Here is a 17,002-nt window from a genome sequence, read left to right as displayed (position 1 = left end):
TTACTTATTTTAATTTTCAGTAGTATAATTTGATTCTGCTTCTACCCAAAAATTGTTGTTAAAATTTTGAGGAAGTGGGCGATGAAAACGAACTTAAAGAATAGAAGAGAATAAAAAAACAAGACCTCTATTATTGAAGTGGTCTTGTAATTATTGCTAAACATTACAATCTCATTTTTGGTATTCGGGTTTTAAAACCATGTTGCAAACACATTCCACCTGTGCCGTTTGTGCAAACATATCCACTGGCTGAATATACTTAACATCATAAATTTTCGATAATTCGTTTAAATCCTTCGCCAAAGTTGATGGATTACACGATGTATAGACAAAGCGCTTCGGTTTTAGCTTCAATACAGTACGGATAAATTCAGGTGCAAGTCCTGTGCGAGGTGGATCTACTGTAATTACATCTGGTGTAAAGCCTTCCTTACGCCATTTTGCTAAGACGCTTTCTGCTGTACCGACTGCATATTTTGTATGCTTGAAGCCGTGGTTACGTGCATTTTTGCGTGCATCCTGAATACTTTCAGGAATAACATCCATTCCACGAACTTCTTTAGCTTTGTCTGCTAGCCATAAACCAATTGTCCCAACGCCACAGTAAGCATCCACCACTGTTTCTTTGCCTGTTAATGCAGCGGCTTTTTTGATTTCATCATATAGATGTACTGTCTGTGTTGGATTCAACTGGAAAAAGGCGCGTGCAGATAAGTCAAAGGCTAATTCGCCAAGCTCCTCATGGATTGTTTCCTTGCCATCAAGAACATTCGTTTCATCACCAAAAATAAGCGATGTTTTCTCACGATTAATATTTTGTGCAATGGACACAATACTTGGGTCGATTTTTTTTATACGTGAAATAAGCTCAGCTAAATGAGGAATTTCTTTACGTGTTGTAACAAGCACAACCTGCGTTTCTCCAGTACGAATTCCTGTACGCACAACAATCGTACGCACTAAACCATCAAGCGTACGACCATCGTAAATCGTAATATTCAGCTTTTGTAAAATCTTACGAGTGGCAACAGTTATTTTAGACGTGATTGGGTGCTGCACAAGGCAATCATTAATATTAAGTAGCTTGTTGCTCCCTTCAGCAAATAAGCCTGCATATACACGTTTGCCTTCTTTCCTTACTTGGAATTGACTTTTATTACGGTAATGCCAAGGATTATCCATCCCAAGCGTTTTTCGTACTTCAACAGTTGCAGCTAAGGGTTTTGCATAACGCTCTAATGCTTGGATAACAATATCACGCTTTTCCATTAGCTGCTTGTCATATGTCATATGTTGAAGCTGACAGCCGCCACATTCATTGTAAACTGGACAAGGTGCCTCCTGGCGATATTTTGAAGCTTTGCGAATCGTTATTATTTCTGCCTCGGCAAAATTTCGTTGAGTTTTCGTTACCTGAGCTGTAATTTCTTCGCCGGGTATTGCGCCCTTTACGAATACAACATTGCGCTTATAAAAGCCTACACCTTCGCCATTAATACCGAGTCTTTTTATTGTTAAAGGGAATTTTTGTCCCACTTCCATTGTTGTTTGCTGTGTCAAGCATTCCACGTCCCTGTTCGTTTAATATCATCCCATTATAACTAAGGAGTGGACGATTGCAAAGCTACAGGGAAATCTTCATATTCTAAAACTAAATCGTCAAGGGATAAAAATGTATATCCTTGTTTTTTCGCTTCGGCAATAAACATAGGAAGTGCTTCTGCATTATCCTGTGCCACAGTATGCATTAATATGACAGCACCAGGGTGTAGCTGCTCCATTAAAGCATTATATGCATAGTCTGCGCCACGGCGTTCATCTCTCATCCAATCCTTAAAGGCAACAGACCAAAAAATATGGCGGTAGCCTTCAGCATTTCCTACCTCTAATAATTTTGCATTAAATGTACCTTCAGGTGGACGAGCATAGGTTGTACGTTCAATCCCTGTTAATTCACGGAGCTTATCGTCAAGTTTTTTCCATTCCGCACGCATAGTTTCTGGTGTTATTCTCGCCATGTTTGGATGCCCATATGAATGATTGCCAATCGTATGACCATCTTTAACCATACGCCTCACTAAATCGGGGGCACTTTCTAAATAATGACCCGTTAAAAAGAAAGTTGCTGGTGCATCTTCCTTCTTCAATGTATCCAAAATACTTTCTGTAAACCCATTTTCATATCCATTATCAAAGGTTAAATAAGCAACTTTTTTATCAGGCTTACCTTTATAAATAGCACCATATTTCTCAAGTAGCTGATCAAGCTGTGCTCCCGCCTCAGCCTGCTCACCATTTTTTGCTCGTTTAAAGCCCCAATTGTGTTCATCAGAGCCAGAAGCAAAATACGGATTAAAGCTAATTGCCCCGGCAATAATAAAAGTAGCAATCACTGCTCCAACTATATGTTGTTTCCACATAAAAAAACGCATCCTTTCTTTTTCATTAGAATGCGTTGTTTTTTAAAATTTATCCTACTACAATTTTTAGAACAAATCTTGAAGTGCTTCTTTTAAATGAGGGTAATTAAATGTAAAATGCTGTTCTTCTAATACAGCAGGTAATACATGTTGCCCTTCTAATACCAGCACACTTTGTTCTCCAAGTGCTAAACGCATAGCAATGCTAGGTACAGGCATCCAATGACTTCTTCCCATTATCATAGCAATTGTTTTTCCGAAATCTTTCATGCGAGTTGCATGGGGGGCAGTGACATTAAAGGGACCTTTAATGTTCTCATTTGTAATAGCGAAATAAATGGCACGGGCTACATCCTCCACATGAACCCATGACAGCCATTGTTCACCAGAACCGATAGTGCCTCCAATATGCATTTTATAGGGTAGCAGCATTGAAGGAAGTGCGCCTTGATCACGTCCTAAAATTACACCAAATCGAGCAAGCGCAACTCGTACTCCTAATTTTTCTGCACGTTTAGCCTGTCTTTCCCAATCTTGAACTGTCGTACCTAAAAAATCAGTTGCATAGTCCATGGAATCTTCTGTATAGGTTGTTATTGTAGATGTAGGATAAATCCCAACTGCACTGGCATTAATTAATACTTTTGGCTTTGAGGTAAGTTGCTCCATAATTCTCACGATTTCAAGTGTTGCATCCATACGGCTTGTATAAATGGCTTTTTTTTGTTTTTTTGTCCAACGTCCATTATTTAGAGAAATTCCTGCTAAATTAACAAATGCATCAACTGTATTTAATAACTGCTCAGGTCGTGCACCCTGCTGAAGCCATTGTACATATTGGATATCTTTTTCTTGCACGATTTTGTTTCGAGTTAAAATAATGATTTCGTGTCCATTATCTTGTAACAGCCTAGTTAGCACTTTCCCTACAAAGCCAGTCCCACCTGCGATAACGATTTTCATAAGAGCTTCCTCCTTTTTAAAGCAATATATAGTTTCTAGTTTATCATCTTATGGTTTGTTATAGGCTATTGATAAAAGTAAAATATCGTAAAAATGCAGTACTATGAAACATGTTATAATTGTAATTAGTGAGGTGTTTTATATGCGTATTATTACAAAAATTGCACGTCAAAAAAACAATCCAGAACGTTATAATATATATTTGAATGAGGAGTACGCCTTTCCTGTAGACGAGGCTATTCTTATTCAATTTGGTTTAACAAAGGGCAAAATGCTAGAAGAATTTGATATTCAGGAAATTGCCTATGAGGATGAAATTCGGAAGGCTTTCAATAAAGCATTAAATTTTTTATCTTATCAAATGCGGAGCGAGCATGAAGTGAAGAAAAAGCTTCTGACATTAGAGTTTGGAGAAGCGGTGATTTTAGAAGCCATACAAAAACTGAAATCATATGGCTTTTTAAATGATGAAACATATTCCAAGGCTTTACTCGATACGAAAAAAGCTACGATGAAAAAGGGACCTAAGGCAATTAGACAGGACCTTATAAAAAAGGGAATTGATAAGGATTTACAGGATGAGGTACTTGCAACCTTTAGTCATGGGGAACAGGTAAAGCTTGCGACACAGTTGGCTGAAAAGGTTGTTCGATCTGAAAAAAGGAAAACACCAACACAAATCAAGGCTAAAATTCAGGATTTTCTTATGCGCAAAGGCTATTCATTTGCAATTGTAGACGAGGTGCTTAGTCAAATTGTCATCGAACAAGAGGAAGATGAATGGCAGCAATTGCTTGATGTTCAAGGCGAAAAGGTTTGGAAAAAGTACGCGTCAAAGTATACTGGTTATGAACGAAAAATGAAGATAAAACAGGCGCTCTATCAAAAGGGCTTTCCCATTGAAGTTATAGACCGTTTTATAGAAGAAAAGGAGAATGAGGAATGAGTGAAAAAAACTACGCGACCATGTCAGAGCATGAATTACGCGAAGAAATAGCTATGCTAAAGGAAAAGGCCCGTAAAGCAGAACAGCTAGGTATTATTAATGAGTTTGCAGTGTATGAACGAAAAGCTTTAATGGCGGCTGCTTATTTAGTGGATTTAGATACTATCATTCCTGGTGAAATGTATCGTATAGATAGCTCGGATAACGAATTTTTCCAAGTAGATTATTTAAAGGGTCGCTTTGCTTGGGGACATCGATTAGGCGGCGATAAATATCAAGAAGCTCTGCCAGTTTCGATGCTATCTCCTGTAAAGGTGGGAAAATAAGTGGAAGAAAAGATAGAAAAATTGACTAGGGAGTTACTTGCAAAAAATCCACAGATGTCAGTAGGGCGTGCACGTGTTTGGATTGAGCTTTTATGGAGTGATTTTGAATCAACTTCAGCAAAGGCGGGCTACGACTATCGTGGTGCTGATTACACAGAAAATCTGGTACGTCAATTAATTACCAGCTATGGTGATAAGCTGCATAACTTTGCAGGACGCAATCCCAAATATGCTCATTTATTAGATGCTAGTGATGATATGATGCAATAACGAAACCCTGACCAACATTGGTCAGGGTTTACCTGTTCAATTACTTGCGCCGATTTGTAATTTTTTTTGTAGTTTATCTTCAGTAAAAATCCAGCCTGTATAGGAGGTAATAATCTCGTTATCATCATTTAAATGAGCAACAGCCACAAAAGGATAGCGATTATCACTACGATAGCGAAGGTCAATTAACCTCACTTCCGTTAAGCTATTTTCTAGCTCAGAAATTTCCCATCGATATAGCGGCGAGAATGACACGAATGCATCGAGATTACGGTCCTTCATGGCTTTTTCTATAAGAGGCGTTTTTGGTAAAGGCTTTATTTCAAATTTATCGTAAATATTGACTGTTCGACCATAGGCACGACCAACGTAATAATGTGTTTTCGACTTCGCTGCAATGCGCCAGTGAAAGAATCTCATTGTCGGTGCTACAATAACATATTCCTCATCTTGAATAGTATGATGTACAGCCTTTTTAACGGATTTTTGGACTGCAAATCGTAATATATAATACATGATAATGATGAGGTACATGATGCTAAATGTCCAAACGGGATTTGCACCAAAAGCCCATAATAAAATGCCGACGCAATGAATCGAAAAGATAATAGGATCAAATGTATTGATGACACCTAATGCTACCCATTTTCTGGAGAATGGGCGAATGGCTTGTGTGCCATATGCATTAAAAATATCAACAAACACATGAAGAGCTACAGCTAAAAATGTCCAGAGCCATAAATGAAACACATTTGCGTCTTGAATAATGAATGATAGAACCGCCGTAATTAAGATAGGCCAGATAGCTACTGCTGGGAGCGAATGTGTAATTCCTCGATGATGCCGAATATAAATTGCATTGTTGCGCAGTTTTAAAACAGTATCGACATCAGGTGCCTGTGAGCCAATAATCGTGCCTGCCATTACTGCAGTAAATGTCATTGAATGATTTGCTACCACGGGATCAGCTAAAGCAAGACCACCGAGGGCTATACCCATAACGAAATGTGTACCTGAATCCAAAAATATCCACTCCTAGTATGCATGTAAATAGAGTACAATTGCATACATGTATTTCAATAATCCATAATTAACAAGTCAAGATATTCGATAGAAAGAGTATCTTTAAAATAACGATTTTTGTCGTTATAGATAAATGAGCTTTTCTTAATTGTATACCCTTTTTACCATAATTTAAATCGTAAAAACACTGGAGGTCACTGTGAATTATCCATATGTAACAGAATTTCGACAATCGTTAGTCGAATGGTTTAATGTTGAGAAACGTGATTTACCTTGGAGACATACGAAGGACCCTTATAAAATTTGGGTATCTGAGGTGATGCTGCAGCAAACACGTGTCGACACTGTTATTCCTTATTACAATCGTTTTATAGAAAGTTTCCCAACATTAGAATTACTTGCGGAAGCACCACAAGAATATTTATTAAAACACTGGGAAGGTCTTGGTTATTATTCCCGAGCCCGTAATCTACAGGCTGGTGTAAGAGAGGTATTGGAGAACTACGGAGGAATAGTACCCAATAATCGACATGAGATTTCAACATTAAAAGGTGTAGGTCCATATACAGCTGGTGCTATTTTAAGTATTGCCTATGATAAGCCAGAACATGCAGTTGACGGAAATGTGATGCGTGTGTTAAGCCGTGTACTCGATATTCATGAGGATATAGCCATTCCTAAAACAAAAAAGATTTTTGAAGTAGCTATAGAAGAGCTGATAGACCCTGAAAATGCATCCTCTTTCAATCAAGGCTTAATGGAGCTTGGTGCACTAATTTGTACACCTACTTCACCAAAGTGTTTATTATGTCCAGTTCGCGAATATTGTATTGCATTTAATGATGGTGAACCAGAAAAACTGCCTGTTAAATCAAAAAAAGTAAAGATGAAGCATATTACATATGATGTCCTTGTATGTGAAGATCAAAATGGCCGAATTTTAATGGAACAGCGACCATCTGAAGGTTTATTGGCAAATCTATGGCAATTTCCAATGATAGAGCATGGGAAAGATTCCATTGACACTTTTATAAATGAATATTCTTTAGATGTTCAATCACAGAAGGATTTACTTATGTTTAAACATGTTTTTTCACATTTAACATGGCATCTAAATAGTTATTTCATGACATGTCATTCTACTGAAAAAGGCGTTTGGCTAACTCGAGAACAAATAGAGCAAATACCTATGCCAGTGCCAATGCTTAAAATATGGAGAGAATTGGGAAAGTAAAATAAAATAATTTATAAGCATAAAAGCATTCACCTCGGTACACAATAATTATCGTGGAGGTGAATGAAAATGAAAAAGCAAAACAACGCAAATTTCCAACCAAATAAAAACATGCAACGTCAAAGTCAAGAGTTTGGTTATGAGACTGATGTGAATGAAGTGCAAAAGCAAAATGCTAAAGCAGAGCAAAAGAAAGCTCAAGCTTCAGGAAACCTCTCAAAAACGAACCAAGATCTTGGTGAATAACACTTTGTAATTGCATATTTGCATTTACCTCTAAGGAGCTGTCAAAATCGAAAAGATTACAAAAGACAGCTCCTTTATATTATTAAAAACTTCCAAACTGCTCTAGGCCAGAAGAGAATAGCTCAGGTCGTGAGAAGAATCGCTCAGGTCGCCAAGAAATTCGCTCGGGTCGAAGGAAGAATCGCTCAGGTCACCAAGAAATTCGCTCGGGTCGCGAGAAGAACTGCTCAGGTCACCAAGAAATTCGCTCGGGTCGTGAGAAGAATCGCTCAGGTCGCCAAGGAATTCGCTCAGGTCGCGAGAAGAACTGCTCAGGTCGCCAAGAAATTCGCTCGGGTCGTGAGAAGAACTGCTCAGGTCGCCAAGAAATTCGCTCAGGTCGTGAGAAGAATCGCTCAGGTCGCCAAGAAATTCGCTCGGGTCGTGAGAAGAACTGCTCAGGTCGCCAAGAAATTCGCTCGGGTCGCGAGAAGAATCGCTCAGGTCACCGAAGGATACGCTCAGGCAGATAAAATCATTGATACACATTAAAAGTTCTAATTAGATAATGGGTATAATAAAATTCTCTTTAAATTTATGATTTTTTGTAAAATTTGAAAAGGACGCAGGGAAATTTGTGGTTTTCTAACTACACCTTTCGCCTACACATTGCTATAATATACTAGAGACTGCTAGATTTAGGTAGCATAGACGAAAAGGTGGGCTTCAAAAATGGCAATACCGGTAGAAGGAGAAACGATACAAATACATAGTTATAAGCACAATGGCCGTATCCACCGGGTTTGGCAAGAAACAATGGTGTTAAAAGGAACAAAAAATATCATTATCGGTGCGAATGAACGGACACTTGTGACAGAATCCGATGGTCGTACTTGGCTAACAAGAGAGCCTTCTATTTGTTATTTCCATGCGGAGCACTGGTTTAATATCATCTGCATGCTGCGTGAGGACGGTGTGTATTATTATTGTAATCTAAGCTCACCATTTGTTTTCGATAATAATGCCATTAAATATATTGACTATGATTTAGACATTAAAGTATTCCCTGACATGTCTTATTCACTTTTAGATGAGGATGAATATGAGCTACATCGTAAGGAAATGTCTTATCCAGATGTCATTGATAAAATTCTAAAGCGCAATGTCGATAAATTAATTGGCTGGATTCAACAAAAAAGAGGACCTTTTGCACCTGATTTCATCGACGCTTGGACAAACCGTTATAAGTTTCAGCTCGATATGCAAGCAGATGATTGTTAAGAAGCACCTATTAGTTTTTACTAATGGGTGTTTTTTTATCTGTTAAGTGAATGGAAAATAGTTAGCGAAAAAAACATATTACATGTACTTAAAACGAAATATTGCTATAATTACGTTTGGGCATTCAATTTGGAATGTCCATTTATTTTTGCCCCGTTTAAACGGGACTTTATCAAGAATGTTCTCTATTAAGGATGTGATTGGAAGTGGGTAGTATAAAGCGGTATATGCGATTTGTAAAACCATATACCTGGGAAATAATTTTAACGATATTAATTGGTATAGTGAAGTTTGCCATTCCATTATTTATCCCCTTGCTTATAAAAATTGTGTTAGATGATATTATTGCTGCAAATGATCTATCGGATGCAGAGAAAACAAAAGAGTTATTTTATTGGTTAGGTGGCACCATCATTGTGTTTTTTATCGTGCGGCCACCAATTGAGTATTACCGTCAATATTTTGCACAACATGTTAGTAATAAGGTGCTTTTTGATATTCGAAAGCAAATCTATGCCCATTTACAGCGACTAAGTTTAAAATACTATGCAAATACAAGAGCTGGCGATGTTATTTCAAGAGTGATTAATGATGTGGAACAAACAAAAAACTTTATCATGACAGGCTTGATGAATGTGTGGCTAGATTTTGCCACAATTGTTATTGCTATCGTGATTATGCTGACAATGGATGTTAAGCTGACACTTGTAGCATTGATTGCGTTCCCATTCTATGCCTTTAGTGTGAAGTACTTTTTTGGTAAGCTGAGGGATTTAACTAGAAAGCGCTCCAAGGCACTTGCAGGTGTGCAAAGTTATTTGCATGAACGAGTAGCTGGAATGAGCATAATTAAAAGCTTTACACTCGAAAAGCATGAACAAAAATTATTTGATCATGCAAATGGTGAATTTTTAGAGAAGGCATTGGATCATACAAAATGGAATGCGAAATCCTTTGCCGTGGTGAATACTATTACGGATGTAGCCCCGTTGTTAGTAATTGCCTATGCAGGCTATCAGGTTATTAATGGCCCTCTGTCTATAGGAACGATGGTTGCCTTTATTGCCTATATTGAAAGACTTTATGGTCCACTTCGTCGTTTAGTTAGTTCATCTACTACATTAACGCAGTCAATTGCTTCAATGGACCGAATGTTTGAACTAATAGATGAACCGTATGAAGTGAAAAATAAGTCTGATGCCGTAGAGTTGAAACGGGTAAATGGTGAGGTCCACTTTGACAATGTGAATTTTCAATATGAGGCTGATGGCTCAAAAATTTTAAACAATATTCATTTTACCATCAACCCTGGAGAAACAGTGGCATTTGTAGGTATGAGTGGTGGCGGTAAATCCACGATAATAAGTTTGATTCCACGCTTTTATGATACAACCAGTGGTACAGTGCGTATTGATGGCTATGATGTGAAGGACGTAACATTGCATTCATTACGTTCACAAATCGGCATCGTGCTACAGGATAATATCTTATTTAGTGATTCCGTAAAAGAGAATATTTTAATGGGCAAACCAGATGCTACTGATGAAGAGGTCATTTCTGCAGCGAAGGCAGCAAACGCACACGACTTTATTATGAGCTTACCAAATGGCTATGACACCAAGGTTGGGGAGCGTGGAGTAAAGTTATCTGGTGGTCAAAAGCAGCGTGTCGCTATCGCTCGTGTATTTTTAAAAAATCCACCTATTTTAATACTAGATGAAGCTACCTCTGCATTAGATTTAGAAAGTGAAGCACTTATTCAAGAATCATTAGAGCTGCTTGCACATGAACGTACAACAATAATTATTGCTCATCGACTTTCTACAATCACTCATGCTGATAAAATTATCGTCATTGATCATGGGCAATTAATTGAAAATGGAACACATGAAGAACTTATGCATAAGCAAGGAACATATTATAATTTATTTCAAGTGCAGCATTTAAATTGAAATTCTAAGTGAAATCCATTCGAAAACATAATAAAAAATTTTAAAAATAGTCTTCCATTTATTTTTTTATGGAGGGCTATTTTTTTGCGATTTATGTAAATTATTATCGTTTGTTAAGAAATAATTAGTATATAGGTCGAGTTTGGTAGAAAATTTATGTTCTATACAGAATAATAATGATTGAAAGAGAGAATCTTTTTAGTTAGAATTATCTGAAAATAGGGAATTTAATGATAGTTAGTGTATTCTATTAATAGAATTATACAGTTTAGTAAAATACAGGTAGGATGGAGCGATTGTGCATGAGGAAAAAGCTGCTAGAAATAAAAGGTTTAAAAACGACCTTTTTTACAGATGATGGGCAAATTCCTGCCGTTGATGATATTGATTTTTCTGTGCATGAAGGGGAGATATTGGGGATTGTTGGAGAATCGGGTAGTGGTAAAAGTGTCACATCTCTATCCATTATGGGATTAATACCATCACCACCCGGGAAAATAACAGGTGGAGAAATACTATTGGATGGAAAAAATCTGGCAACATTATCGGATAAACAAATGCAAAAAATTCGTGGAAAAGATGTAGCAATGATATTCCAAGAGCCAATGACCTCCTTAAATCCTTTATTTACAATTGGTGATCAGTTAAAGGAAGCCATATTAATTCATAATCCAAAGTGGTCAAAAAAGGAAGCGTTTACAAGAGCGGTAGAAATTATGAAGCTTGTGGGTTTGCCGCGTGCTGAATCATTGTTAAAAGATTATCCACATCAATTATCAGGAGGCATGCGACAGCGTGTTATGATTGCGATGGCACTTCTCTGCGATCCAAAGGTTTTGATAGCTGATGAACCAACTACCGCTCTTGATGTAACGATTCAGGCACAAATTTTGCAGTTGATGAAAGACTTGAATAAACGTTTAAATACAGCTGTATTATTAATTACCCACGATTTGGGTGTCGTAGCAGAAACATGTGAGCGTGTCATTGTTATGTATGCAGGACAAATTGTTGAAGAGGCGCCAATTCAGGAGATATTCACTAATCCTAAGCATCCTTATACGCAAGGGCTTATAAAATCTGTACCTGATATGCGTTATAAAAAGGACAACCTTTATTCGATACCTGGAAGTGTTCCAAAACCAGGAAGTATCAAGGTCGGCTGTCGTTTTGCAGCACGTTGTGAATTTGCAATGGATCGTTGTCAACAGGAAACACCACCTTTATATGAAACAGCAGAGCAACATAAATCGAGATGTTTTTTACTAGAGAAGCAGGAGGTGGCACAGCATGTCGAAAGTTTTATTGAAAGTTGATGGCTTAAAAAAATATTTTCCTATTCGGAAAGGCATTCTTAATACACAGGTTGGGGATGTGAAGGCAGTGGATGATGTTTCTTTTGAGGTTTTCGAAGGAGAAACATTAGGCATTGTAGGAGAATCGGGATGTGGCAAATCAACTACTGGGCGATTGTTAATGCGATTAATTGAGCCAACGGAAGGAAATATAGAATTCGCAGGGAAAAAAATTTCAGAATTATCCAATAATGAAATGCGTAAGGCACGAAGGGATGTTCAAATGATTTTCCAAGATCCCTATGCCTCCCTTAATCCAAGACACAATATTGGGAAGATATTAGAGGAGCCTCTTATTGTGCATGGTATGGGTAATGCTAAAGAACGTAAGCAGAAGGTTTTGGAGCTTCTAGAAACAGTAGGTCTAAATGAATATCATATCAAGCGATATCCACATCAATTTAGTGGTGGTCAAAGGCAGCGTATTGGTATTGCTCGAGCCTTGATGACCAATCCTCGTTTAATTATTGCGGATGAGCCAGTATCTGCACTCGATGTGTCGATACAGGCACAAGTTTTAAATTTATTACAAAAGCTGCAAAACGATTTAAAGCTGACTTATATTTTTATTTCACATGACTTAGGGGTAGTACGTCATATCAGTAATCGCGTTGGTGTGATGTATTTAGGTAAATTAGTAGAGTTGACAGCAAGTGAGGATTTATATGCAGAACCGCTTCATCCATATACACAGGCACTGCTATCCTCAGTACCTGTTCCAGATCCCACGTTCGAACGTGAACAACTAATTATTACTGGGGATATTCCGAGTGCTTCAAATGCGCCTAGTGGATGCACTTTCCATACAAGATGTCCGTTTAAAAAAGAAGAATGTTCTCAAATAGTTCCAAAAATGCAAGAAGTAAAACCGGGTCATTATGTTGCTTGCCATCTCTATGATGCTATTCAACATTAAATGATATAAAAAAACATAGGGGGAAATTTAATGAAGAAAAAGAAGCTATGGACTTTGGGTGTAATGTTTATCCTTGTTCTCTCGACAATCTTAGCGGCTTGTGGCGGCTCAGACACTAAGGATACGGGTAGTAAAGATGCTTCAACTGGTGGCGATAAAGCTAACAGTGGTGAACCAAAAATATTAGTCTATGGTCGTGGTGGAGATTCTGTAGCACTAGACCCTGCTGTTGTAACAGACGGTGAATCCTTTACAGTTACAGCAAATATTTATGAAACGCTAGTAAACTTTGGTGAACGAGATGTAACGATTCAACCAGGCTTGGCAAAATCATGGGAGCCGTCAGAGGATGGATTAACTTATACATTCCAATTACAAGAGGGTGTAAAATTCCATGATGGCACAGATTTCAACGCAGAGGCAGTTATCAAAAATATTGAACGTTGGAAATCAAGCAATGATAAATATCCATATTTTAAAACTCAATTTGTCGTTGGTGACAAGCAAATTATAGAATCTGCTACTGCTGAGGGTGACTATACGGTTGTTCTTAAGTTAAGCCAACCACAAGCACCATTCCTGAAAAATTTAGCGATGTCTCCATTTGCAATCGCTTCGCCAACAGCTTTTGAGGCAGATGAAGAAGGCTTATCAGCAAATCCTGTAGGGACAGGTCCATTCAAGTTTGTCAGCTGGGTACGTAATGATGCAATAACGATTGAGAAAAACCCAGATTACTATATTGATGGCTATCCAAAATTAGATAAAGTTATTTATCGTTCTATACCAGAAAACACTGCACGATTAACTGAATTAACGAGCGGCAATATTGATGTAGCTGATGGCTTAAGTCCATCTGATAAAGGAACAATCGAAGGAGATGCCAACTTACAGCTAATTGAACGTCCTTCTATGAACGTTGGGTATTTAGGTTTAACAGTTACTCGACCTCCATTTGATAATGTAAAAGTGCGTCAGGCAGTAAACTATGCTATTGATAAACAAGCACTAGTGGATGCATTTTATGAAGGGTTAGCGGAGCCAGCGAAGAACCCAATGCCACCAGTAATTTCTGGTTATAACGATGAAGTTACAGGCTATACGTATGATCCTGAAAAAGCGAAAGCATTACTTGCTGAAGCAGGCTATGATGGCAAAGAGATTGAGCTATGGGCAATGCCAGTACCACGACCATACATGCCAGATGGTCAAAAAGTTGCAGAAGCCATTCAAAAGAACTTAGAAGATGTAGGCATTAAATCTAAAATTGTGTCATATGAATGGGCTACTTATTTAGATAAAGCTGAAAAGGGTGAAGCAGATGCATTCTTACTTGGTTGGACAGGTGATAATGGAGATGCGGATAACTTCCTATATTCATTATTAGACGGCGATAATATCCATTCTAATAACTATACATTCTATGACAACAAAGAATTACACAAGCTATTAACAGCTGCTCAAACTGAAATTGATGAGGACAAGCGTAACGAGCTTTATAAGCAAGCTCAAGTAATTATTTCTGAGGATGCTCCATGGGTTCCACTTGCTCACTCTATTCCAATTTTAGCTGCTAACAAGAAAGTTACAAATTATATTGCGCATCCTACTGGCTCTGACCGTTTAGATGCAGTAGATATTCAATAGTAAAGTTCATTTTTTAATTGAATAGAGAAGTTTAAAAGAATCTGCTTGCTTTTCTGCGGGTAAGCCGTGGAATTCTCGCAGATTCTTTTCTAATAAAGGAAAATCAAATCCTTTTCTTCTGTATGAAAGATCTCATCTAAACATTTAAAACCGTTTGGTGAAGACTCAACCTTTCAACAGTATATAAAGACTTCAAAGTATATTATGAAAATCATAGAGAGGTGATGAAAATGCTTCACTATATGGGGAGACGTTTACTTCAACTAATCCCAGTTTTGCTTGGAATGACTTTTATCGTTTTTATGTTGATACGTGCAATACCTGGTAATCCAGCTAAAGTTATTTTAGGACAACAGGCGACAAAAGAGGCGGTCGAGGCATTAAACGCAAGTTTAGGATTAGATAAACCCTGGTATACACAATATTTTAGTTATTTGTCAGGCATTTTCCAGGGAGATCTGGGAGTTTCCTTACGTACAAAATTACCTGTATCAGAAGAAATATTTCCATACTTAGCAGCAACGGCAGAGCTTGCACTTTTTGCTATGATTATTGCCATCGTTATTGGTGTTAATGCTGGCATTATTTCTGCATGGTTCCAAAATTCTTGGTTCGATTATATTGCGATGATCGTGGCATTAATTGGTGTATCTGTACCAGTATTCTGGCTAGGTTTGATGGAGCAATGGACATTTAGCAGTAAGCTTGGCTGGCTGCCTACTTCTGGTCGAGAAGATGTTCGAAATCCAATAACCGCCATAACCCATTTCTATTTACTTGATACCCTTATTCAAGGACGCTTTGATCAATTCATTGAAGTCTTAAAGAGATTAATATTACCAGGGGTAGCACTTGCAACTATTCCTATGGCTATCATTGCAAGAATCACCAGGTCTTCCATGCTAGAAGTAATGCGCTCAGATTATGTACGCACTGCAAGAGCGAAAGGCCAAAAAATGTTCATTGTTGTCTATAAGCATGCCTTAAAGAATGCTGTGATTCCTGTGTTAACGGTAATTGGTCTACAAACAGGATTACTGCTTGGTGGTGCCATTTTAACAGAGACTATTTTTAGTTGGCCAGGAATTGGTCGTTATATTTATGATGCGATTGGCTTCAGGGATTATCCTGTTATTCAATCAGGTATTCTAATCGTTGCATTTATTTTCATCATGATTAACTTAATTGTGGATTTACTGTATACAGTGATTGATCCGCGTATTAAATACAAATAGAAGGGAGCTGCAATGATGACTGGAGCAATGGATATCAAAAAAGAAGCAGCACCAGCTCGAGAACGTGCAGTAGGTCCGTGGCTCGAAGGCTGGCGTAGCTTTAAAAAGAGCAAAGTCTCCCTCGTAGGAGCAGGAATTGTTATATTTTTTATTTTACTTGCTATAGTGGGTCCGTACATTGCACCACAGGGTATCAATGAACAAAATTTTGCGAAGCGTTTATTGGCACCATCAAGTGAACATTGGTTTGGAACAGATGATTTTGGACGGGATATTCTCTCTAGAATCATACATGGAGCACGGATTTCGTTATGGGTAGGCTTTTTCTCGGTTATTTTATCCGTAATCATTGGCAGTTTACTTGGTATTATTGCAGGTTATTATGGAAAATGGATTGATACAATTATTTCACGTATTTTTGATATTATGTTAGCTTTCCCTAGTATGCTCTTAGCGATTGCAGTAGTGTCAGTGCTAGGTCCATCTTTACAAAATGCATTAATTGCTATAGCAATAATTAACGTACCGAATTTTGGTCGTCTAATTCGTTCTAAGGTATTGAGTGTTAAGGAAGAGGAATATATTGTAGCGGCAAAAGCAATTGGCATGCGTGATTCACGAATTTTATTCTCTCATATTTTACCGAATTCCATAACACCAATAATTGTACAAGGAACACTAGCTATTGCGACAGCCATTATTGAGGCGGCAGCACTAGGCTTCCTTGGACTAGGAGCTCAAGCACCAGCACCCGAGTGGGGAAAAATGTTAGCTGATGCTCGAAAATTTTTAATCAATGCTCCATGGACAATGATTTTCCCAGGTCTGGCTATTATGTTAACAGTTCTCGGATTTAACCTAATGGGTGATGGACTACGTGATGCACTTGATCCAAAAATGAAAAGCTAGTTTATCTTTATTTGGCAAATGTTTTTTGTATCGAAATCATAGCGGATGTTTTATGCGCGTAAGCGTAGCGACAGCGGCAGATACAGAAGACACCCACTTTTACAGGTGGTGAGATGAATGCGGTTTTAGTTCCTTTCAGTGGATGTCCAAACACCTACTGAAATAGAGGAACTTAGGCTAATATCTTCACATCCTGTGAAAACGCCTGAGTGACCAACATCATGTTGCTGCCGCTACGTTAGCACTACGCTTTCGCACAAAAAACATCATGTTGCTGCCGCTGCGTTAGCACTACGCTTT

At 38.0% G+C, this 17,002-nt stretch carries 17 protein-coding genes; 13 read left to right on the top strand and 4 right to left on the bottom strand.

Annotated elements, in window-relative coordinates; all coding sequences use genetic code 11:
* Nucleotides 1–171 precede the first annotated feature (171 nt).
* The 3 genes from rlmD to ACQKIM_RS09510 form a co-directional block, all read right to left on the bottom strand.
* The gene (rlmD, locus tag ACQKIM_RS09520) at nt 172–1,560 is read right to left on the bottom strand and encodes a 23S rRNA (uracil(1939)-C(5))-methyltransferase RlmD (protein WP_427542501.1); all 1,389 of its coding nucleotides are present in this window, start codon (nt 1,558–1,560) and stop codon (nt 172–174) included.
* A gap of 41 nt (nt 1,561–1,601) precedes the next feature.
* On the bottom strand, nt 1,602–2,420 hold the full coding sequence (locus ACQKIM_RS09515; RefSeq protein WP_427542498.1) for a delta-lactam-biosynthetic de-N-acetylase: 819 nt from the start codon (nt 2,418–2,420) through the stop codon (nt 1,602–1,604).
* Nucleotides 2,421–2,486: 66 nt separating this feature from the next.
* Complete coding sequence (locus ACQKIM_RS09510; RefSeq protein ID WP_427542495.1) at nt 2,487–3,383, bottom strand: TIGR01777 family oxidoreductase; 897 nt, start codon at nt 3,381–3,383, stop codon at nt 2,487–2,489.
* A 142-nt stretch (nt 3,384–3,525) separates the two neighbouring features.
* Between ACQKIM_RS09510 and recX the strand changes: the two genes are divergently transcribed.
* The 3 genes from recX to ACQKIM_RS09495 are packed head-to-tail and all read left to right on the top strand — an operon-like array spanning nt 3,526 to nt 4,925.
* Complete coding sequence (gene recX / locus ACQKIM_RS09505) at nt 3,526–4,329, top strand: recombination regulator RecX (protein ID WP_427542491.1); 804 nt, start codon at nt 3,526–3,528, stop codon at nt 4,327–4,329.
* Nucleotides 4,326–4,655 (top strand): YfhH family protein, encoded by a 330-nt coding sequence (locus tag ACQKIM_RS09500; protein WP_427542488.1) that lies wholly within the window; start codon nt 4,326–4,328, stop codon nt 4,653–4,655. The genes recX and ACQKIM_RS09500 overlap by 4 nt, the downstream gene beginning before the upstream one ends.
* A complete protein-coding gene (locus ACQKIM_RS09495) occupies nt 4,656–4,925 on the top strand; it encodes a YfhJ family protein (protein WP_427542485.1) in 270 nt (89 codons plus the stop codon).
* 36 nt (nt 4,926–4,961) lie between these two features.
* Here the strand turns inward: ACQKIM_RS09495 and ACQKIM_RS09490 are convergent, their stop codons facing one another.
* Entirely contained in the window at nt 4,962–5,948 is a 987-nt protein-coding gene (locus ACQKIM_RS09490; protein WP_427542482.1) for a metal-dependent hydrolase, read from the bottom strand.
* 199 nt (nt 5,949–6,147) lie between these two features.
* Between ACQKIM_RS09490 and mutY the strand changes: the two genes are divergently transcribed.
* The 10 genes from mutY (at nt 6,148) to nikC (ending at nt 16,702) form a co-directional block, all read left to right on the top strand.
* On the top strand, nt 6,148–7,182 hold the full coding sequence (gene mutY, locus ACQKIM_RS09485) for an A/G-specific adenine glycosylase (RefSeq protein ID WP_427542479.1): 1,035 nt from the start codon (nt 6,148–6,150) through the stop codon (nt 7,180–7,182).
* A 69-nt stretch (nt 7,183–7,251) separates the two neighbouring features.
* Nucleotides 7,252–7,428, top strand: coding sequence for a gamma-type small acid-soluble spore protein (locus tag ACQKIM_RS09480; protein WP_427542476.1), 177 nt, complete (start codon nt 7,252–7,254; stop codon nt 7,426–7,428).
* A 158-nt stretch (nt 7,429–7,586) separates the two neighbouring features.
* A complete protein-coding gene (locus ACQKIM_RS09475; RefSeq protein WP_427542668.1) occupies nt 7,587–7,940 on the top strand; it encodes a hypothetical protein in 354 nt (117 codons plus the stop codon).
* A gap of 199 nt (nt 7,941–8,139) precedes the next feature.
* Complete coding sequence (gene ntdP / locus ACQKIM_RS09470) at nt 8,140–8,688, top strand: nucleoside tri-diphosphate phosphatase (protein ID WP_427542473.1); 549 nt, start codon at nt 8,140–8,142, stop codon at nt 8,686–8,688.
* 206 nt (nt 8,689–8,894) lie between these two features.
* Entirely contained in the window at nt 8,895–10,640 is a 1,746-nt protein-coding gene (locus tag ACQKIM_RS09465) for an ABC transporter ATP-binding protein (RefSeq protein ID WP_427542470.1), read from the top strand.
* Between the two features lie 302 nt (nt 10,641–10,942).
* On the top strand, nt 10,943–11,956 hold the full coding sequence (locus ACQKIM_RS09460; RefSeq protein WP_427542467.1) for an ABC transporter ATP-binding protein: 1,014 nt from the start codon (nt 10,943–10,945) through the stop codon (nt 11,954–11,956).
* A complete protein-coding gene (locus ACQKIM_RS09455) occupies nt 11,931–12,911 on the top strand; it encodes an ABC transporter ATP-binding protein (RefSeq protein WP_427542464.1) in 981 nt (326 codons plus the stop codon). The genes ACQKIM_RS09460 and ACQKIM_RS09455 overlap by 26 nt, the downstream gene beginning before the upstream one ends.
* Nucleotides 12,912–12,941: 30 nt before the next feature.
* Nucleotides 12,942–14,558 carry an ABC transporter substrate-binding protein gene (locus ACQKIM_RS09450; RefSeq protein WP_427542461.1) on the top strand — a complete coding sequence of 539 codons (1,617 nt, stop codon included), beginning with the start codon at nt 12,942–12,944 and terminating at the stop codon, nt 14,556–14,558.
* A 230-nt stretch (nt 14,559–14,788) separates the two neighbouring features.
* Nucleotides 14,789–15,793 (top strand): ABC transporter permease, encoded by a 1,005-nt coding sequence (locus ACQKIM_RS09445; protein ID WP_427542458.1) that lies wholly within the window; start codon nt 14,789–14,791, stop codon nt 15,791–15,793.
* A 12-nt stretch (nt 15,794–15,805) separates the two neighbouring features.
* Nucleotides 15,806–16,702, top strand: coding sequence for a nickel transporter permease (gene nikC / locus ACQKIM_RS09440; protein ID WP_427542455.1), 897 nt, complete (start codon nt 15,806–15,808; stop codon nt 16,700–16,702).
* Nucleotides 16,703–17,002: the final 300 nt, after the last annotated feature.

The organism is Lysinibacillus sp. NPDC047702 (assembly GCF_050272555.1).
Taxonomy (GTDB): Bacteria; Bacillota; Bacilli; order Bacillales_A; family Planococcaceae; genus Lysinibacillus.
The sequence above is the reverse complement of the archived record's forward strand: the minus strand, read 5'-3'. Positions and strand labels throughout refer to the sequence as shown.